Here is a 19162-nt window from a genome sequence, read left to right as displayed (position 1 = left end):
CGTCGGCAACAATGAAGTTCGGCGAGGTCACACAGCACACGGGGGAGCGAGCGGCAGCCATGGACGGGTTGATGGAGTTCAGGACCGAGGACGGTGCCCGGGTCGTCGTGGAGGGCGTGCAGAGCGAGACCGGCGCCCGGCTCGTCTCCCGCGGCGGCGGCCCCGTCCTGGCCGCGCGGACCTTCGAAAACGCCCTGGACGGGGTGCGGGCGGCGGCCGAGTCGGCGCTCAGGGTGTTCCGGGACGGTTCGCTCAGGCCCGACACCGTGGAGCTCGAGTTCGGGGTGAAGCTCAGCGCGGAGACCGGCGCGGTCATCGCGAAGGGCGCCGCGGAGGGGCATCTGGTGGTGAAGCTCAGCTGGTCGCCGGAGCGGTCCCAGCCTGCTCCGGAACCGCCGCAGGCGCCTTCCGCGGACCCCGGCCGGCCATGAGCACAGCTGCCTGGCACGCCCGTGTCGAGTGCGGGAACGAGGTCGGCGCGGGTTTCCTCGTCTCCGCCCGGCGGGTGCTGACGTGCGCCCATGTCGTCAGGCAGAGCGGCGCGGCGCCCGTGACGGTGTCGTTCCCGCAGCGCATGGAGCTGGGCGCGCTGTCCGCCACGGTGGCGGTGCACGGCGGCTGGCAGGGCGCCGCGGCCGACCCGGGCGACCTGGCCGTACTGGAGCTGGACCGTGAAGTGCCGCTGTCCCCGGCCGTGTTCGCCCCGCCGGGGACCGAGCACGGCGTGCCCTCGCCGCTGCTGGAGGCCTACGGCTTCCCGGCCGGGTACGACGAGGGCACGCTCGCCCAGTACCGAGCCGTGTCGAGCACGCTGATCGCCGGGGAATGGGTGCAGCTGGAGGCCGCGACCGCGCACGGGCAGCCGCTCGCCGCCGGGTTCAGCGGGGCGGCGGTGACCCTGGGAGACGGCCGGGTCGTCGGCATGGTCTCGGCGATCGCGGGCGCGAGGGAGGTACGGGTGGGCCGGATGCTGCCCACCCAGGTGATGGCCCGCTACTGGCCCGAACTGGGCGAACTGGTCCCCACGCCCGAACACCGGGCGGATGCGATGAAGCGGCTGTACACGCTGGTGCGGCGGGCGGTGGCCGAGGGCGCGGACTGCGACCCGGACCGGCTGTACGTCGATGCGGTGGGCCCCTTCGGGCCGCCGCTGCCCGAGGGCGGGTTCGGCTCGCTGTGGGACGCGACCGGCTATGTGCAGTGGGAGGTGCCCGACCCCGAGGCGGCGACCCGGCTCGCCGACCGGCTCGCGGAACTGCTCGACGCGCCCGACGTCGGCGCCGCCGCGTCCGCCTGGTCCCCGATCCTCGTCGAGCTCGACCGCAGCGGCGCGGGCGCCGACCAGGTCACCGTGGAGGTGTCCGCCTACCGGGGCGGACAGCGGCGGCGGGTGGGCTCGCAGCGGCTGCCGCGCACCGCCGTACGGGCCTACGTCCAGGAGCGGATCGACGAGGCGTTCACCCAGCTCGCTCCGGACGCGGACGAGCTGATCACGTTCGTGCTGCCCCGCGAGTGGCTCAACGAGCCGGTGGCGCAGTGGGAGTGCGGTGCCGACGACTCCACTCCGCTGGGCTGCGCCTACCCCCTCGTCGTGGTGGACCGGGCCCGCTACCGCAGCGGTGGCCTGCGCCACCGGCTGGCGAAGAAGTGGCAGAAGCTGGACGCCTGTGCCGGGGCGCGGCTGCACCGCGTGGAGTGCGGCACCCCGGAGCAACCGCCGAGCCTGCGCAAGCGGCTGCGGGACGACGACGCCGAGCTGGCCGGATTCGGCTTCCCGCCCGGCACCGCCCGGCGCCACTTCGAGATCGGCCTCAACACGCCCGTCCCGGTGCTGCTGTGGCCGCGGACGGGCTGCGCCGAGTCCCGGCACGAGGCCCCGTGCACCGGTACCGCCTTCCTCGACGAGCTCGCCGCCTCGGTCGCCGGCATCCCGCCCGCAGAACTCCCCTCCCTCATAAGGGAGTTGCGCGAGACCGCGGAGGCCGACGAGGACCCGGAGCAGCACTGGGCGAGGGACGTACAGCTTCTCTGGGACGATCCGCGCTGCTTCCCCGAGCCCGCCGCCAGCCTCCACTCGCCCGTCGCCTGAGCCGCCCGCCGCACCCCACCGGAGAGAAGCCCCATGCCCCTGTGGCCCGTCTACACCGGCACCAACCAGCCGCACGACGGCATCACCGAGCTGCCGCCGCCCCCGCCCTGGCGGGCCTTCGCCGGCGGACCGGTCCTCGACCTGCCGGACGCGGGCGAGGACGCCGCGGCCACCTCCCCGGACCGCACCCATCGCGCCGAGACATATCGGGCCACCGAGCAGACCGTCCAGCTCGTCAACGCGGCCCTGTATCTGCGCCGCCCGCTGCTGGTCACCGGACCGCCCGGCACGGGCAAGTCCTCGCTGGTCTACGCGGTCGCCCGTGAGCTGCGCCTGGGCCCGGTGCTGCGCTGGAACATCACCAGCCGCAGCACCCTGCACGACGCCCTCTACCAGTACGACCCGCTCTCCCGTCTGTACGCGGCGCGAGACAGCACGGCCCCGGAGACGGGCATAGAGGACCACCTTCGCCTGGGCCCCCTCGGCACCGCCCTCCTCCCCTACGCCCGCCCCCGCGCCCTGCTCATCGACGAGATCGACAAGAGCGACCTGGACCTGCCGAACGACCTGCTGAACGTGCTGGAGGAGGGCCAGTACGAGATCCCCGAGCTGGTCCGCACCGCCCGCCGCACCCCCGAGGCGGAGGTGATGGTCGACGGCACCGACGAGCGGGTGACCGTGCGCCGCGGCCGGGTCCGCTGCAAGGCGTTCCCCTTCGTCGTGCTCACCAGCAACGGCGAGCGCGAGTTCCCGCCCGCCTTCCTGCGCCGCTGCGTGACCCTGCGGCTGCGCCAGCCCGACGACAGCCGGCTCGCGGACATCGTCCGCGCCCACTTCGACGAGGAGCCCGACGCGGACGCGCAGCGGCTGATCGACCGGTTCCTGTCCCGGGTGGGCGGCGGCGACCTGGCCACCGACCAGCTTCTCAACGCGATCTATCTGGCCCGTTCCTCCGACCTGCCCGCGGAGAACCTCGACGAGCTGGCGGAGCAGCTCATGCCCTATCTCGGCGAGACCTCGCAGAGCGATGCCTTCTGAGACCTCCGGCGCCCCGGAACCCCTCGCCCGCCTGGCCCACGTACTGGCCCAGGCGGGCGACGGCACCCGTCCGACCCCGCTCGAACTCGCCGAACTCCTCTGGCTGGCCGGCCACCTGGAGCCCGCTGCCGAGCCCGCCACATCCCCGGCACCGCAGCCTCCCGCACCGGACGACCGCCCTCCGGAGACCGCCGAACCCGCAACCCCGCCACGCCCACCCCACCGCGACCCGGCCCCCGCCCCGCCCTCGCAGCCCCACCGCGTCCCCCTGCACCTCCCCGGCCCTGGACCGGCGACGAAGCCGCACACCGCCCTGCTGGCACCCGCACCCCCGATGCTGCGCCACCCTCTGGCCCTGCAGCGCTCCCTGCGCCCGCTCAAACGCCGTGTCGACGCCCCCGTACGCCTCGAACTGGACGAGCAGGCCACCGCCGACCGCATCGCCCGCCTGGGCGCGGCCCCCGCATGGTGGCTGCCGGTCCTGCGCCCGGCCCGGGAGCGCTGGCTGCGCCTGAACCTCGTCTACGACGACGGGCCCACGATGCCGGTCTGGCGCCCCCTGATCCACGAACTGCACACCGCACTGGCCCAGTCGGGCATCTTCCGCACGGTCGCCCTCCACCGCGCCGGCCCCGACGGCACGATCCGCCGGCCCGGCGACCACACCCCCGCGGACGGCCGTACGGTCACCCTTCTGGTCAGCGACTGCATGGGCCCGCAATGGAGGGAGGGCCCCGCGGGCAGCCGCTGGTACGGCATGCTGCGCCGCTGGGCCCGGCGGATGCCACTGGCCGTCGTACAGCCGCTGCCCGAGCACCTCTGGCCGGACACCGCCCTGCCGACGACACCCGGCCGGCTGTCCGCCCCGCACCCGGCGGCCCCCACGGCCGCGCTCACCTTCACGCCGTACGACCCGACGGTCCGCCACGAGGGGCACGGCGCCATCGCCCTCCCCGTGCTGGAACCGGGCCCGCAGTGGCTGGCGAACTGGGCGGCCCTGATCGCCACGCCGGGCGGCACGGAGCACCCCGCCTCGGCCGCCCTCCTCACCGGCCCCCTCCCGGCCGACGCCGACGACCGCACGGACGTAGCCCGCCTCTCCCCCGAGGAACTGGTCCTCCGGTTCCGGGCCACCGCCTCCGCGGAGGCCTTCCGGCTGGCCGGTCACCTCGCCCTCGGCCGCCCCGACCTGCCCGTCATGCGGCTGGTGCACGCGGCCCTCGAACCCCGGCCGCGCCCCCAGCACCTCGCCGAGGTGATCCTGAGCGGCATGCTCACGACGGTCCCCGGCCCGCCCGGTTCGTACGCCTTCCGCCCCGGCGTACGTGACCTGCTGCTGCGCGGCCTGCCCCGCACGGCACGCGTCCGGACCGCCGAACTGCTCTCCCGGGTGGGCGGGTTGATCGACGAACGGGCCGGTTCGGCGCCCGGAGAATTCCGGGCCACGGCACCCGCGACGGGCGGGACACCGACGGCCGCGGACGGCGAGGCGTTCGCGACGGTACGTCCGGAGAGTGCGCGGCAGCTGAGCGGGGCGGGCGGGGCGCAGTTCCCGGCTCCGGGGCGTCTGGGGAGCCGCTACCGGGTGGTGCGACGCCTCGGGCCGACCGGATCCCTGTGGGAGGCGCTGGACACCGAGGAGAACCGCACGGTGGTGCTGCGCCTGCACGAGCCGGTCACGGATCCCGCCCGGCGCGAGGCGTTCCTGCGGGACGCGCGGCTGCTGCGGGACCTGAACCAACGCAATGTGGTCACCGTCCACGACTTCGGCGTTGAGGACGACGTTCCGTACGTCGTCATGGAGCACTTGGACGGCCTGGCTCTGAACAGCCTTGCGGCGCCAAGTGGTTACCGTCTGCCGGCGCCGCTGACCGTGTCACTGGGGTGGCAACTCGCCCAGGCCCTCGGCGCACTCCACAAGGCCGGTTTCGCCCACGTAGGGCTCGACATGACAAAGGTGCTCCTGCTGCCCGACGGTACGGCCAAGCTCACGTTGCTCCCGCTGGAGCGGACGACGGATCAGGACGAGTACTCGGCGGACCTTCGCACGCTCGGGCAGTTGCTGCTCCATCTGGCGTCGGGCCATCCGGGCTGGGACGGCACACCGGTCTCGCCCGATCGCCTCACGGGCCTACCGGTCCCACTGCGAGCGCATTTCGCGTCGGCACTCGACGCGCTCCTCGGCAGCGGGCTCGACGACCAGCGAGGCGGCCTCGGCCGGCTCCAGCACCCGACGCTCCTGTCCCCGCTGGCGACGGCGCACGCCTGCCTCCGCTACACCCTCCTCGGGCCACCCGCCGTCGACCGGGGCGAAGGCCGCCCCCTCGCCCTCGGCTCCCCCCAGGAACAGGCGATGCTGTGCATGCTCCTCCTCCACCACGGCCGGAAGGTGACCCGCGTTGAGCTCACCGAAGGCATCTGGGGGCGCAAGCCTCCCGCGCGCGCCGACGCCCTCCTGGGCACCTACGCCTCCAGACTGCGCAACGCCCTGGGCCCCGGCGTCCTGGCCACCCTGTCCGACGGGTACGCCGTGCACACCAGCGCCGACATCGTGGACGTGATCCACTGCCAGCAACTGGTGGCCGACGTGGAGCGGGAGCGTACGGCAGGTCGCGTCGAACTCGCCCACAGGTGGGTGAACGAAGCCCTGGGCCTCTGGCATGGCGACATCGCCCTGGACGGCGTGCCCGGCCCCGCGGCGGCCGCCGCCCGCACCCGCCTGCTCCGGCTCCGCCTCGGTCTGTACCGCACCCGGGCCGAACTCGACCTGGACCTGGGCGAGTTCGAGGCGGCCGCGACCGGTCTGGAGCACCTGGTCGGCCAGTACCCGTCCCGCGAGGACTTCCGCCGCCTGTACCTGATCGCCCTGAAGCGCCAGGGCCGGATCGCCGAGGCCCTGGAGGTGTACGAGGAGTACCGGCTCTCCGGCGGCACGAACCCCGAACTGCTCCTGCTCGGGCGGGAACTGCGCGAGGAGCTCGGCGAGACCGCCGAGGACACGCCGGAGCCGGAGTACGAGGCGGAACCGGACCAGAACACCGACTTCGGTCTGCTCGCACTGGATGAGGCACCGGAGGGGAGCTTCCCGCTGGAGGAGATTTTCCCTTCACTGCTGTCCCCCGACGCGGAGCCCGTCGAGACCTCGCCCGGGTATGCGGCCGTCGCTTTCTACGACCTCGCCGACGACCCCGACGACCAGGACTCCCTCCCGGCGCTGGGCCGCTGGGTGCTGCGGCTGATCACGGCGAGCGGACTGGAGGAGACGTACTACGAGTTGCGCAGGCGCGAGAAGGGCTACGCCGTGTCCTTGGATTCCGGTACCGCACGGCTCCTTCTCAGCGTCACCTTGGGCCGGTCGGCGGACTGGCCGGGCGAAACGACCGGCACCCGGCTGGCCATCGGCTTCCAGAGCGTGGGGGACGAAGAGCCCGACTGGGCGGCGGCACGGCGGCTCCTGGACACGTCCGGCGCGCCCGGTGTCATCACCGTGTCGCCCGTTCTGCGTACCGAGCTGGGCGAGACCTCAGGACCGGCGGCCGGTTGGCAGTTCCTCCCCCGCCTGCCGTCTCCGCCTTCTCCCACGCAGGGCCCGTATCCCCTGCCCCTCGGACAGTCCCTCCCCAAGCCCCGCGGCCGAACACGGAACGTCGTCTACGCCCTCCCCGGCGTCGAGCTGAGCCTCACGCGCACCCCGGACGCCGAGAACTACTACGAGGTCGACCTCACCGTCCGCCAAGCCGCCCACGAGGTCCTCCTGCCGAGTCACGCAGGCGGCACGTTCGTCGCCTCCGTCGAACTGTCCTGGCATGTGGACGACCCGGTTGCGTTCGTCCGTGCCGAGGCGACGGACGTTCCCGAACGCCTCCTCACCCACTTCACCGAGGAGGCGCGCCGCATCACCCGCCGTCACCCGCTCACGCGCGCCGGGGCGGCCCAGAGGGCCCTGCGTGACGCACTGCGCACCTGGCCGGTACCGGGGCTGTCGGTGACGTGCTCGGTTCGGCTGACGGCACACCGGGAGGGGCCGGAAGCCCCACAGCGACGAACGTAAACCGCACAGCGCCCATTCGGCCGCACCCCGACCGGCCCCCCACAAAAGGCGCCACCCCCTCCGGCACCGCACGATGCCATTGGGACCCGCTGCCCGGCGGCCCCACGGTCTGCGTTTTTCTGGAGGACCCTGCATGACCGCAAGTCTGGAGCAGTTGCGGCGCTGCCATTTCGCCGTCGACCTGGGGGCGGCCCGGACCCGTGTCTACGTCAGGGGCGTCGGCCTCGTCGTCGACCAGCCGTCCGTCGCCGCCGTGAACACCCGCAGCGGTGCCCTCATCGCCGTGGGTGACTTCGCCGAGCGGATGAGGGGCCGCACCCCGGGCCACATCCGCGTGGTGCGCCCGGTGTCCGGCGGCACCGTCGTCGACATCGAGATGGCGCAGCGCATGCTCCGGGGCCTGCTCGGCGACAGACTCCGCCGCGCGCTGCGCCGCAAGCCGTTCCTGCGCGCCGCGGCCTGCACCCCGCACGAGGCCGACCCTCTGGCCCGGCGGGCGGCCGTCGAGACGCTGGTCGGGCTCGGCGCACGGCGCGTGGAGCTCGTCGACACGCTCATCGCCGCCGCCGTGGGGTGCGGGCTGCCCGTGCAGCAGCCCGAGGCCACCATGATCATGGCCTGCGGGACGGCGACCACCCAGGTGGCCGTGCTCTCGCTCGGCTCGACCGTGAGTTCCGAACGCATTCCCGTCGGCGGCGACGCCGTGGACCACGCGATCGTCCAACACCTGCGTCACCAGCACGAGTTGATGCTCCCCAGCCAGTCCGTACGCCCCCTGCACCTGGCCCTGTCCGACATAGGGCTCACCGCCCAGGGTCCGAAGTCCACCGTGATCCGGGGGCGGGACGTGGTCACCGGTCTCGTCCGTTCGGTGCAGGTCGACACCGCCGCCGTGCGCGAGGCCATCGAGACCCCGCTGACCGCCGTGGTCGACGTCATCGGCCGGGTGCTGCGGGAGTGCCCGCCCGATCTGGTCGCCGACCTCGTCGACCGCGGGATCATGCTGGTGGGCGGCAGCGCGCTGCTGCCGGGGCTGGACGAGATGGTGCGGCAGGCCACCGGCATGCCGGTGCACATCGCCGAACGGCCCGACGTGTGTGCCGTACAGGGTCTGGGCTACATGCTGGAGGGCAGGATCGAGCCGCTGGAGCTCGGCGCGACCGTCATGTGAGCCCGGACGGACGGCGAGGAGGCGGGCGCCCGTCAACGGGCGAACCAGCAACGCACGGTGGTGCCGTCCGCACCGGTGTGCAGGCGGACCAGGTCCGCGACGAGGTTGACCATGAGGAGCCCACGGCCGCCGCGCTGGTCACGCGGGACCGGCCGGCGGCCGGCCAGCGGATCGATGAGGTGGCCCTTGTCGCGCACCTCGCACACCACATACCCGTCCTCGGCCCACACGCCGAGCGCACCCGAACCGCCGCCGTGCACCACGCTGTTGGTGACCAGTTCGGCGGTGGCCAGCGCCAGGTCCTCGACCCGCGGGGACGCGAGACCGAGCCGTACGGCCTCGTCGACGGCGCGGTGGCGGGCCTCGGAGAGGGAGTCCGTGTCGAAGTGGAAGGACAGGGAGGGCGGGACGGCCGGTACGGGCGGCAGCGGTTCGTTGTAGCGGGCCACGACGTCCCCGGGGGCGTAGGCCCGGCTGTCCTCCTGCCGTCCGGAGCCGAGGACGAGGGTGGGGTGGGTGGCGTAGGCGTCCGCGACGACCTGCGGGTCGAGGCGCTTGATGTCGTACGGGCACAGGATGGTCGCACTCCGGCCCCGGAAGGCCACGTTGATCAGTGCCTCGTGCTGGACGCAGGCGGGGTACTCGGAGGGGGTACGGCCGGCCCAGATCGGTTCGCCGATGATGCTCACGCGGGTGCCGGCCGGCTGGGCGTCGGCGAAGGCGCGCAGCACCGCGGGGATGATCCGGCCGGGGTTGCGCCCGGCCTGCCGCATGTCCAGGAACCGCACGGTGGCGGCCTCCTCGCCCAGGGCGTCCCGGATCAGCCGGAGGCGCTCCCCGGGCACGGCCACGGCGACGGGTTCACCGGCCGCGAGGGCGTCCCGTACGAAGGGGACGGTGCCCGCGAGGTACTCGTCCTCGTCGCCGTAGAGGAGCGCGGGGTGGACGAAGGGGGCGAGGCCTGCCCCATCGGCGGGGGTCACTGCCGAACACTCCCGTCGACGTGCATGCTCACCACCGCCTCTCCTGCCCCACCGGCTCCCTTGATGTCAGCCCGCGTACCCCGAAAGCCGGCTGTCACTCCTCCCAGGATCCGGGAGAGTGGTGCGCGTGCGGCATCAGTACGGCAGGATCCGCCCCGACGGCGTCCTGCGGTCGATGGTGGTGTCGCGGGGCGTGGCGGGCCTGCGGTTGACACGGACGCGGGTCTGACGGTTCATGACGCCCTCCTCGGACCGGCTGGCTTACGTGAACCAGCCTGGTCCGCGCGCCACTTCGCCACATCGTGCCCACGGAGACACCTGCCATGCCTCCGAAGCACGACCCGGGGCAGAAACCGCTACTTCCCCGGGATGAGGACGACCCTTAGAAACCCATTGGTCCCGCTATGTGCGAGCTGGTTTGAACCAGTCGGGATCGGCCCAGCGTTCGCGGCCGGCCAGGTCCGGTCGGTAGCCGGGGTCCCGTTCCCGGCGCAGCCGGACGCTCCAGTGGAGTACCGCCTCGGGAGGTACGGGACGTGCGCGTCGGCCCACGAGGATCCATGCCGGGCCGTTGTGGTGCACGGGGGCGTCGGCGAAGGCCTCGGTCAGCGCGGTCGCCGTACCGTAGGCACCCGGCCGGAAGTCCAGGTCGTCCGAGACACCGTCGGTGATCCACTTGAGGGGGATGGTGGAGAGCAGGGGTGCGTCCGGGGCGTGGTCGAAGGTGCCGCCGACGTCGGAGTGGACCCCGGCGAACCACACTTCCTCCGCCGTGCTGGTGTCCGTGTCGGGGCCGGGGCTGCGCGGCTTGACGAGGAACTCCCGGTAGGGGCGCCGCAGCTCGTCGAGGGACACGGCGTGCCGGATGCGGGCGGCGTTGGGCAGGGAGTGCGTGTACGGCCAGCGCAGATTGCCCAGGCGCAGGAGGCCGGCCGCCTTCACGGTGTCCCAGACGCCCAGGTAGGCCACCGGCAGGGCGTGGTGCGAGACCTGCCGGGGATCGTTGCGCTTGACCTGCTCCCACAGCGGCTCGCCCTCGGTGCGCAGACAGAAGGCGTGCGAGAAGCGGGCCACCTCCTGCTCGCTCTGGTCGATGTCTTGGTTGAACGCGTACTTCGCCACGGCGTACGGCACCAGGTTCTCCGCGCCGGGCCGCATCAGCCCCGGCTTGTTGAGCATCCCCACCAGCGCACGCGCCGTGTAGGCGCCACGGCTGAACCCGAAGACGTACACCGCGTCCCCCGGCTGCCAGTGCTGCATCAGGTACGTGTACGCCTCGGTGAGGTTGGCCTTCAGTCCCGTTCCGAAGGCGAGGCCGCCGAGCCGGGAGAGCCTGCGGCCCAGCGGTCCGCGCGCGGTGGCCGACGACATGGTGCCGACCCCGGGGTCGTAGTAGAGCAGCTGTCTCGACGGGTCGCCGGGCTCCAGCATCTCGTAGAACCTGACCACGTTCGTGGGGTTGCGGGCGCCGACCTGGTTGCCCGAGCCGTCCAGGCAGACGACGATCCTGCGCGGCATGACCACGGCCCGCCTATCCCGCCCGGCGGGTGCTGCCACGCGCGCCGCGGGAACGCGGCCGGACGGCGGCGGTGCGCGCCCCGGGCGTGAGCTGCTGCTGGAACGCCTCGAGCGCCATCGGGCTGTCCGCGGGGAGCACGGCCATGACGCGGCGGCGCTGCGCCTTGGCCAGGACGTCCCCGGCGGGTGTGCCGTGCCGGGCGTGGACGATGCGTACCCGTCCGTCGCCGGAGCCGCGGGGGGCCACGGGGGCGACGCCGGCGTGGGTGCCGTCGGGCAGGGTCACCCACAGGTTGAAGTCGTCGTACCGGATGTAGTCGGCGCCCTTGACCGGCCACGGGTAGTGGTGCTCCCCGGCCGCCTTGGGCAGGATCCCCTGGTGGTTCCCGCGGGTCAGCGGCACGCAGGCGTTGAACAGCGAGTCGGTCCAGGCGGCGACGCCCTCCGCGTCCGTGATCGGAGTCTCCAGCAGCTTGCGGGCCCGCTTGTAGCCGAGCCCCTCCAGCGCGGGAAGGGTCTCGGGGAACGCGGCGAGGAGGTCGGCGGCCTCCTGGCGCAGCCGGTCGACCTTCACGGGGTCGGCGCAGAACTGCATGCTCCACTCGATGCCGACCCGGGCCCGGAACATCCGCCAGCCGGCGTCCGTCCTCACCCAGAGACTGCCGCCGTGGTGCATCTCGTAAGGCCCCGGCCCGTACGGCCGCTCGGTCCTCCCCAGCTCCTGAAGGATCTTGTTCACAGCGGTCTTCGCGGCGCGGAACTCCGCGGACTCGGTGCGTTCCTGGTGCTTGACGAGCTGTATCTCCCAGGGGTGGTCCTCCCGTTCCGTCTTGCCGAAGGTGAGGGAGGGAGCGGACGTCGTCGCCGTCGCGGATCGGTCGTCGGCCATGGCGGCCTCCTTCTGTCGACCTGTCGACACTCCTGTTCTCATCGTCCTCCCAGGGCTCAGTTCTCGCTCTGCGTAACACCTGGACCGTTCAACGACACCGGCCCTGGCGGCCGGCTCCCGGCGTCCGCGGCGCACACTGGAGCCATGCGCCTACGCACACCCCCGGGCGCCGTCCGGTGGCAGCGCGCCGCACGGACGCTCGCCCACCGCCCGGCCCCCGCCCGCCCTTCGCGCCGGGCCCAGTTGCTCGCCCTGGTCGCCGTCCTGGACGAGGCGGTGGCCGCCCAGACACCGGCCGACGCGGCGGTGGCCGCGTGTGGCGAACCGGGTCCCGTCTCCCGCCGGACGGCACGCATGTGCAGCCGCCAGAGCAGCATCCTGCACCGCCTGCGCACCCGACTGCAGGACCTCGAACTCACCGAGCCGGACCTGCAGCGGGCGCAGGCCCGGGCGGCACGGCTCCTCGCGTACGACCTCTGGATGCTGCGCGAATCCCTCGACCTGGCCTTCACGCTCCGCCCCGACCCCCGTGCGGAGGCAGCCCGGCTGCGCCTCAACGGCCTGGGCCGCCACGCCGACGACCTGCGCCGCCTGCGCGACGACCTGCGCGGGGAAGCGCCTGAGGACTGCCTACCCGAGGACGGCTGAGGACTGCCTACCCGAGGACGGACGAGGTGGCCGAGGGGGGATCGCTCGGCCGGGGCGGGGTCGCCTCGCCGGAGTCGGCCTGGATCACGAGAACGACCGCTATGACCGCCATGGTCACGGCGGTCAGCGTGACCAGCCACCACATCCTGATCGGTTTCGCATGCCCGGCCATGGCGCCCTCCTTGGGCGGGAGCGTACGCGCAATGGCACCACCGAGGCTCCCTCTTCACAGCACCCCGACGGGCACCACACCGCACCGAACCCCGCCGGCCCGCGCAGAATGGGCCGGTCCGCGGCCCCGACCAGGGTTCGGGGCCGCCGACCGATGGAGGAAAACGTGGCCGAACTTGTCGATGTGACGTGTTACGCATGCAGGATCGTGCTGCCGCTGCTCGATTCCCCCCTCGGCCGAGAGGCATGGTGGAGGTTCCTGGACGAGCACGCCTATCACCCGGTGGAGTTGCTGTGGGAGCACTCCGAGGCCCACGAGCGGATCGACATCGACTACATCGAGGTGGGCAGCGACATCAGGAGCGACCCTTCGTTCGCCGAGTACGCGCGCGAGTGGACCGGCCGCCCGCTCGCCCTGCACCCCCGGCCGATCGCCCGGGCGGTGGCCGAGATCGTGCAGCGCGCCGAGGCCGCACTCGATGCCCACGAGTGGCGGGCCGCACCGGTCGACGCCGCCGTGGCCGAACGAGTCCTGCAGTCCATGGACTTCGCACCGCCGCCCGGGGAGGCCGTCGACGATGCCGCCGTACGCGCCCGGCTCTCCGCTGTGGAAACGGCGCTGGAACAACTGCGCCGGGCGGCCGCCGAACCGGTCGGCGAGCACTTCCGCACGCTGCTGACCGACGTCCTGCGCGCCCTGCCCACCATGGCGGATCTCCCACCGGACGAACTGTGCGCGGAGAGCGGCCCCCTGGCCTCCCCTCGGCTCTGGGACACAGAGCGGGCGCTGCGACTGATCCAGCACCTCATGTTGTCCGTCACGCTCCGCAAACCGGCTCCCCACACCGGGTGAGCCCCGCTCCGGAGTCGCGTTCGCAGTGCCGGGCACATCCCGATCAATCCCTCAGCGGCAGGTCCGGCAGTTGAACGGCCCGGCCCTTTCAGGGATGACACCGGACCGGGGTTCACGTCGTGGAAGGATGCAACCGCGCGTAGTACGCGAACGCCGGGCCGACGAAGCGGCTCACGCGGAGGCCCGCGGCGCCTGCATGGCCGATGAGGTGGGCCGGGCGTACCTGGTGGCGGTCGAAGAACTCGCCGACCACGAGGCGGCCGCCGGGCTTGAGGACCCGGCGCAGTTGCCTCAGCGTCAGCGCCGGGTCCGGGATCTCGCCCAGCGCGGTTACCAGGTATGCGGCATCGAACGTGCCATCGGGGAAGGGGAGTTGATGGGCGTCTGCCAACGTCGGGACGATGTTGGCGATGTGCCGCTCCTTCGCCCGGCGCATCACGTGATCGAGCATCTCCTGCTGGACGTCGACGATGTCCAGCTGCTCCACCTGCGGTGCGACGTGCAGGGACTGCAACCCCGTACCGGGCCCGATCTCGAGCACCCGTTCGCTGCGCCGTGCCTCCAGCACTGCGTCGAGGCGGCGCAGGGTCAGGAACGGCAGGGGCAGGTCCAGCAGCCGGTGCTGGGAGTACGGATAAGGGGCGGAGTCGGACATCCACCAGGCACCGACCGCGGCGGCGGCGCCCAGGCCGGCCGCTGCCCACTTGAGATTCCTGCCTGGCCTGACCGGAGCCGATGGCGTGATCGCGGACACTGTTCTCCTTGCCGGGGTGCGTGGATCGGGCGGCGTCCTTGCCCTGACGCCTCCCGATCCACGATGCCCGTGCGGCCGGCCACGCACCTCAACGCAGGCTTCCGACTCCGTGGTGGTACCAGGACCACCACGGAGTCGGGTACTGAGGTGGGAGATCCGGCGCCCCGCGCCGAGCAGACTCGGTTGTCCACCCGTCGAGCAGGTGTGACGGACATGGCCGTCGAGGCGGTGGAGCTGCCCGGCGCGCACATGTATCTGGCCGAATCCCCCCGGCCGCTGGTGGAGTTGATGGCCGCGCGGTGCGCCAGAGGGTGAGTCGCTCTCACTCCGCGATCCCGAGGAAGCGCAGCACGGCCATCACCCGGCGGTGGTCCGCGTCCGCGCTGGGCAGGTCGAGTTTGGCCAGGATGTTGTTGATGTGCTTGGCGACCGTGCTCTCGCTCACCACCAGTTGCTGCGCGATGCCCAGGTTGGAGCGGCCGCCGGCCATCAGCTCCAGCACCTCGTGCTCCCGCGACGTCAGACGCTCCAGCGGGTCGCTGCGGCGGCGCAGCAGGAGCTGCGAAACGACCTGCGGATCGAGGGCCGTACCCCCCGAGGCGACCCGGCGCAGCGCCTCGACGAACTCCTCCACGTCGGCGACGCGCTGCTTGAGCAGATAGCCGAGCCCGGCCGTCTCCTTGGCCAGCAGATCGGCGGCGTACTGCTCCTCGACGTACTGCGACAGCAGCAGCACCGAGGTGTCGGGCCACCGCTCCCGGATGACGAGCGCACAGCGCACCCCCTCCGAGCTGTGGGAGGGCGGCATCCGCACATCCGTGACGACGATGTCGGGGCGATGCTGCTCGACGGCGGCGAGCAGGCCCGGTTCGTCGCCGGCCTCGGCGACCACCTCGAAGCCGCCCATCTCCAGCACCTTGACCAGGCCGACGCGCAGCAGGACGGAGTCCTCGGCGATCACCGCCCGCACGGCAACTCCGCCGTCACGGTCGTCGGTCCCCCGGCGGGGCTGCTGACGCGGAAAGTGCCGTCGACCGAGCCGACCCGCTTGGCCAGCCCGCTCAGCCCCGTCCCTGCGCAGGCGTCGGCACCGCCCAGCCCGTCGTCGGTGACGTTCACCCGCAACACCTTCCCGACCCGTCGGACGGTCACCGTGACCCGCGTCGCACGGGCATGCTTGGTCACGTTGGTCAGCGCCTCGGAGATCACGAAGTAGGCGACCGACTCCGCGGCCGGCGCGACCCGCTCGTCGAGATCCACCCGCAGGCGAACCGGCAGCGGCACCCGGGCGGCCAGCCCGGACAACGCCGCGTCCAACCCGCGGTCTTCGAGGACCGCCGGGTGCAACCCGCGCACCAGGTCGTTGAGTTCGGCGATCGCCTCCTTCGCCTCGAGATGAGCCTCCGCGAGCACCTCGCGGGCCCCGCCCGACAGGTCGCGACGGGTGGCCATCGCCAGGCCCAGGTTGACCGCGAGGGAGACGAGCCGCTGCTGGGTGCCGTCGTGCAGGTCACGCTCGATGCGGCGGCGCTCGGCATCGACCGCCTCGATCAGGTCGGTGCGGCTCCCGGCCAGGTAGTCGACCCGCTCCTGGAGCCGCTGCGCCCGGCTGGGCCCGAGCAGCACCAACGCGGGACGCGACTCCAACCGGGCCACCGCCCCGGCCGTCCAGGGCACGACGCACAGCAGGGCCAGACCGCCCACCGTGTAGCACGGCAGCTGCGTCGCGTAGCCGAACCAGTCCTGGCGGACCCGCACCGGCAGGGCCCACACCCAGCCGCCGACGGTCGCGCCCGCCAGGCCCGCGACCGCCACCACCAGCACCGACAGCTCCAGCAGGGCCAGCAACGGGCCCAGCAGCAGGTGGTATCCGAGCCGGCGCCAGGGACGCGTCGCCGAGAGCCGGCGGGCGGCCGACGCCCACGACCACCGCTGCGGCACGGGCGCCGGCCGAGGGATGTCCACGCCGAGCAGCGCCCGGTGGCGGAACCTCTGAACGGCCGTCAGCACCGGGACTCCGAGCAGGATCAGGGCGGCCGATGTGGGGAGCACCAGCGCCCAGTTCCCCGTCTCGGTGAAGGTCAGCACGCCCCAGGACCACACGGGCACCAGAGCCAGGTGCGGCAGGACACCGGCGGCCAGGAAGCCGGCGTCCCGCCGCGCCCGAATCGCCGAGCGCCTCAGCACGGCCGGAATCGTCATGGCTCGACCCTAGGACCGCCCGACGGGGGCCTGCCATGAGGCCTGTACCCGGCCCCATGGTGAAACCAGTGCCACCCCCGCGACGGACCCGCCGGGCAGGCAGACAGCGGGGTCTGTGGGCTCGGTTCATCGGTGAAGTCGTTCTCGGGGCCGCCGGAGCCGGGGTCTAGGCAGGGCGGCCGCCCGTAGCGGCAGGAATCTTCATCCCGCGCCCACCCAAGAGACTCCACAAGGGGGCCCGTTGCCGGGCAGGCATTGGTCGAGCTAATGATCTTGGGGGAGGCAAAGAGGCCCCCACCGAAGCGGGGGCCTTGCCGTCTGTGCTGGTCAAAACGGTTCTGCACGCGTAGGTAACGGTGGGGCGGGTGGGACTCGAACCCACGGCCGACGGATTATGAGTCCGCTGCTCTAACCGGCTGAGCTACCGCCCCACGGCGGCGTGTCGCGCACATTTGTGCGCGCCGTCTGCCGCAGCATAGCCGCTCATACGATCTCCTGCTTCGGATGGTCGACTACGCACGCCCATGGAGACTGCACCGCCGCCTGCGCGGTTCCCGCCCACATGAAAAAGGACCCCAAGGGGGTCCTCTTCTTGTGCTCCCCCGACTGGACTCGAACCAGTAACCTGCCGGTTAACAGCCGGCTGCTCTGCCAATTGAGCTACGGAGGACCGAGCTCCCCCGACTGGACTCGAACCAGTAACCTGCCGGTTAACAGCCGGCTGCTCTGCCAATTGAGCTACGGAGGAATGCCTCGTTGCATCGAACGTCCCTGCCTGGGTATTCGCCAGGGGGCGGGCGCTCGCTGCGACACATACATTAGCGCAAGCAGGGGGGTGCTCCGCCAATCGGTACTCCCCCAGGACGGAAGGGTGGCTCCGCCATGCGCTACAAGCTCACGTTCGTCGTCGGACTGGCTCTGGGTTACGTCCTCGGCACACGTGCCGGTCGCGAGCGCTACGAGCAGCTGAAGAAGTCGGCACGTCAGGTCGCGCAGAACCCGGCGGTCCGCAACACCGCGGAGTCGGCCGCGCAGCAGGGCCGTGAGTTCGCCGGCAAGGCGTACCACGTGGTGAGCGACAAGGTCGGCGACCGCGTCCCCGACTCGGTGGCCCAGCGGGTCCGCTCCCTGCGGGAGCGCAACACCAACGGCGCAGCAGAGGACGACTGGGGCACCAGCAACACCTAGCAGCTCACCTGCCATGACGCGCCGGCACCCGGCGCAGCGCACGCACCCCTGTGGCGCAGGACCCATAGAATTTTCGCCATGGGGATAGTCGCCGGGTTGGACAGTGCGCCCGATTTCACTCGCATCGTCGTCTGCGACACGGACACGGGCACCGTGCTCAGGCAGGGGTATGCGCCGCATCCGGTGGACGGCGACCGGCCCGCCGACGTCGACCCGCAGGCCTGGCTGCTGTCCCTCGGTGAAGCGGCCGGCGGCGGGCTCCTCGAAGGCGTGCAGGCCATCGGCGTGTCGGCGCAGCAGAACGCGCTCGTGCCGCTGGACGCGCAGGGCGGCACGGTGCGCCCGGCGCTGGTCGGCGGCGACAAGCGTGCGCAGGTCGCGGCGGCCGATCTGATCGACGCGCTCGGCGGCCGTGAGGCCTGGGCGCAGGCGGTGGGCTGTGTGCCGCAGGCCGCGCAGCCGGTGACCAAGCTGCGCTGGCTCGCCAAGAACGAACCCGATGCCGCCCTGCGCACCGCGATGCTGATGCAGGCCCACGACTGGCTGGTGTGGCAGCTGCTGGGCAGACCGGTCAGGAGGACCACCGACCGGGGCGGCGCCTCCGGGACCGGCTACTGGTCGGCGGCGACCGGCAGCTACCGTTCCGATCTCGTCGAGCTGGCGCTCGGCCACCAGGCGATGCTGCCGGAGGTGATCGGCCCCGCGGACGCCGCGGGTACGACCCCCGAGGGGCTGCTGATCTCCGCGGGGACCGGGGAGACCATGTCCGCCGCGTTCGGGCTCGGCATCGGGCTCGGGGACGCGGTGGTGTCGCTCGGCGCCTCCGGGTCCGTCATGGCCGTGCACCCCGAGGCCCTGGTCGACAGCACCGGGATGATCACGTCCCTCGCCGATGCGACGGGCATGCATCTGCCGGTCGTCACCACGCTGAACGCCGTACGGACCCTGCGCGGGACCGCCGAGCTGCTCGGGCTGCCCGATCTGGAGAGCCTGTCCGAGCTGGCGATGAAGTCGACTCCGGGCGCCCACGGGCTCGTACTCCTGCCGTATCTGGAGGGTGAGCGGACGCCGAATCTGCCGCACACGGCGGGGTCGATCGCCGGGCTGCGGCGGGAGTCGATGAAGGGGGAGCATCTGGCTCGGGCGGCGTTCGAGGGCATGCTGTGCGGGCTCGCGGACGCGCTGGACGTGCTGCGCGGCCGGGGTGTCGAGGTGCGGCGGATCTTCCTGCTGGGGGCGGCCGCCGAACTGCCCGCCGTGCAGGCGGCGGCGCCCATGCTCTTCGGGGCGCAGGTCGTCGTGCCGCAGCCCGCGGACTATGCGGCGATCGGTGCGGCCCGGCAGGCCGCCTGGGCGCTCGGGGTCTCGCAGGGCACGCTCGATCCGCGCAACCCGCCCGTCTGGCAGGGCGCGAGCGGACAGGTGCTTGAGCCCGGTGACGAGCTGGCGGTGGGTCAGGCGGTCAGGCAGCAGTTCGTTTCGGTCCGGGAGCAGACGCACCCCGGCGCTTTCCGCCCATAAGGCGGTAAGGAGCACTGCTGTCGGCTTAATCGGTTGAGGTAACACGGGTGGAGTGTCCGACGATAGGAGCCTGGGGCATCAAGCCC

Annotated in this window: 17 protein-coding genes and 3 tRNA genes; 10 read left to right on the top strand and 10 right to left on the bottom strand. The window is 72.5% G+C overall.

All coding sequences use genetic code 11. The features are described 5' to 3' along the window. The first annotated feature begins 59 nt into the window (after positions 1 to 59). The 5 genes from ACWCRD_RS20315 to mreB all read left to right on the top strand — a co-directional run bounded on the left by ACWCRD_RS20315 (position 60) and on the right by mreB (position 8349). Positions 60 to 431: a CU044_2847 family protein gene (locus ACWCRD_RS20315; protein WP_450967190.1), complete on the top strand. Its 372-nt coding sequence runs from the start codon at positions 60 to 62 to the stop codon at positions 429 to 431. Beyond that, a complete protein-coding gene (locus tag ACWCRD_RS20310; RefSeq protein ID WP_450967189.1) occupies positions 428 to 2089 on the top strand; it encodes a VMAP-C domain-containing protein in 1662 nt (553 codons plus the stop codon). The genes ACWCRD_RS20315 and ACWCRD_RS20310 overlap by 4 nt, the downstream gene beginning before the upstream one ends. Positions 2090 to 2122: 33 nt before the next feature. Continuing rightward, entirely contained in the window at positions 2123 to 3127 is a 1005-nt protein-coding gene (locus tag ACWCRD_RS20305) for an AAA family ATPase (RefSeq protein ID WP_450967188.1), read from the top strand. Next, positions 3117 to 7178: an SAV_2336 N-terminal domain-related protein gene (locus tag ACWCRD_RS20300; protein ID WP_450967187.1), complete on the top strand. Its 4062-nt coding sequence runs from the start codon at positions 3117 to 3119 to the stop codon at positions 7176 to 7178. Before ACWCRD_RS20305 ends, ACWCRD_RS20300 begins: the two co-directional genes overlap by 11 nt. Before the next feature lie 133 nt (positions 7179 to 7311). Then, positions 7312 to 8349 (top strand): rod shape-determining protein MreB, encoded by a 1038-nt coding sequence (mreB, locus tag ACWCRD_RS20295; protein ID WP_450967186.1) that lies wholly within the window; start codon positions 7312 to 7314, stop codon positions 8347 to 8349. Positions 8350 to 8381: 32 nt separating this feature from the next. Here mreB and ACWCRD_RS20290 read toward each other — a convergent pair whose 3' ends face one another. The 3 genes from ACWCRD_RS20290 to ACWCRD_RS20280 all read right to left on the bottom strand — a co-directional run bounded on the left by ACWCRD_RS20290 (position 8382) and on the right by ACWCRD_RS20280 (position 11739). After that, entirely contained in the window at positions 8382 to 9332 is a 951-nt protein-coding gene (locus ACWCRD_RS20290) for an anti-sigma factor RsbA family regulatory protein (RefSeq protein ID WP_450967185.1), read from the bottom strand. 402 nt (positions 9333 to 9734) lie between these two features. Then, positions 9735 to 10850, bottom strand: a complete 1116-nt coding sequence (locus ACWCRD_RS20285) for a DUF2235 domain-containing protein (RefSeq protein ID WP_450967184.1) — start codon at positions 10848 to 10850, stop codon at positions 9735 to 9737. A 13-nt stretch (positions 10851 to 10863) separates the two neighbouring features. Then, positions 10864 to 11739: a DUF6424 family protein gene (locus tag ACWCRD_RS20280; protein WP_450967183.1), complete on the bottom strand. Its 876-nt coding sequence runs from the start codon at positions 11737 to 11739 to the stop codon at positions 10864 to 10866. 144 nt (positions 11740 to 11883) lie between these two features. On the opposite strand from ACWCRD_RS20280, the gene ACWCRD_RS20275 reads away from it, so the two are divergent. Then, complete coding sequence (locus ACWCRD_RS20275) at positions 11884 to 12387, top strand: hypothetical protein (protein ID WP_450967182.1); 504 nt, start codon at positions 11884 to 11886, stop codon at positions 12385 to 12387. Between the two features lie 7 nt (positions 12388 to 12394). Here the strand turns inward: ACWCRD_RS20275 and ACWCRD_RS20270 are convergent, their stop codons facing one another. After that, entirely contained in the window at positions 12395 to 12559 is a 165-nt protein-coding gene (locus ACWCRD_RS20270) for a hypothetical protein (protein WP_450967181.1), read from the bottom strand. 165 nt (positions 12560 to 12724) lie between these two features. Here ACWCRD_RS20270 and ACWCRD_RS20265 point away from each other — a divergent pair, with 165 nt between their 5' ends. Then, on the top strand, positions 12725 to 13411 hold the full coding sequence (locus ACWCRD_RS20265; protein WP_450967180.1) for a hypothetical protein: 687 nt from the start codon (positions 12725 to 12727) through the stop codon (positions 13409 to 13411). Positions 13412 to 13523: 112 nt separating this feature from the next. On the opposite strand, the gene ACWCRD_RS20260 is transcribed toward ACWCRD_RS20265, so the two are convergent. Further along, positions 13524 to 14165 carry a class I SAM-dependent methyltransferase gene (locus ACWCRD_RS20260; RefSeq protein WP_450967179.1) on the bottom strand — a complete coding sequence of 214 codons (642 nt, stop codon included), beginning with the start codon at positions 14163 to 14165 and terminating at the stop codon, positions 13524 to 13526. Positions 14166 to 14348: 183 nt separating this feature from the next. Between ACWCRD_RS20260 and ACWCRD_RS20255 the strand changes: the two genes are divergently transcribed. Continuing rightward, positions 14349 to 14480, top strand: coding sequence for a hypothetical protein (locus tag ACWCRD_RS20255; protein WP_450967178.1), 132 nt, complete (start codon positions 14349 to 14351; stop codon positions 14478 to 14480). Positions 14481 to 14487: 7 nt separating this feature from the next. Here ACWCRD_RS20255 and ACWCRD_RS20250 read toward each other — a convergent pair whose 3' ends face one another. From ACWCRD_RS20250 to ACWCRD_RS20230, 5 genes are all read right to left on the bottom strand, one after another. After that, positions 14488 to 15135, bottom strand: a complete 648-nt coding sequence (locus ACWCRD_RS20250) for a response regulator (RefSeq protein ID WP_450967177.1) — start codon at positions 15133 to 15135, stop codon at positions 14488 to 14490. Beyond that, entirely contained in the window at positions 15123 to 16367 is a 1245-nt protein-coding gene (locus ACWCRD_RS20245; protein WP_450967176.1) for a histidine kinase, read from the bottom strand. The genes ACWCRD_RS20250 and ACWCRD_RS20245 overlap by 13 nt, the downstream gene beginning before the upstream one ends. A gap of 357 nt (positions 16368 to 16724) precedes the next feature. Beyond that, positions 16725 to 16798: transfer RNA gene (locus tag ACWCRD_RS20240), tRNA-Ile, on the bottom strand. Positions 16799 to 16964: 166 nt separating this feature from the next. After that, positions 16965 to 17037 (bottom strand) — tRNA-Asn (locus tag ACWCRD_RS20235). 5 nt (positions 17038 to 17042) lie between these two features. Further along, positions 17043 to 17115: transfer RNA gene (locus ACWCRD_RS20230), tRNA-Asn, on the bottom strand. A 134-nt stretch (positions 17116 to 17249) separates the two neighbouring features. Here ACWCRD_RS20230 and ACWCRD_RS20225 point away from each other — a divergent pair. Both ACWCRD_RS20225 and ACWCRD_RS20220 read left to right on the top strand, forming a co-directional pair. Continuing rightward, positions 17250 to 17555: a YtxH domain-containing protein gene (locus tag ACWCRD_RS20225; protein WP_115908323.1), complete on the top strand. Its 306-nt coding sequence runs from the start codon at positions 17250 to 17252 to the stop codon at positions 17553 to 17555. Positions 17556 to 17633: 78 nt separating this feature from the next. After that, on the top strand, positions 17634 to 19076 hold the full coding sequence (locus ACWCRD_RS20220; protein WP_365832245.1) for an FGGY family carbohydrate kinase: 1443 nt from the start codon (positions 17634 to 17636) through the stop codon (positions 19074 to 19076). The last annotated feature ends 86 nt before the right edge of the window (positions 19077 to 19162 follow it).

It is taken from the genome of Streptomyces sp. NPDC002092, assembly GCF_053593775.1.
The sequence above is the reverse complement of the archived record's forward strand: the minus strand, read 5'-3'. Positions and strand labels throughout refer to the sequence as shown.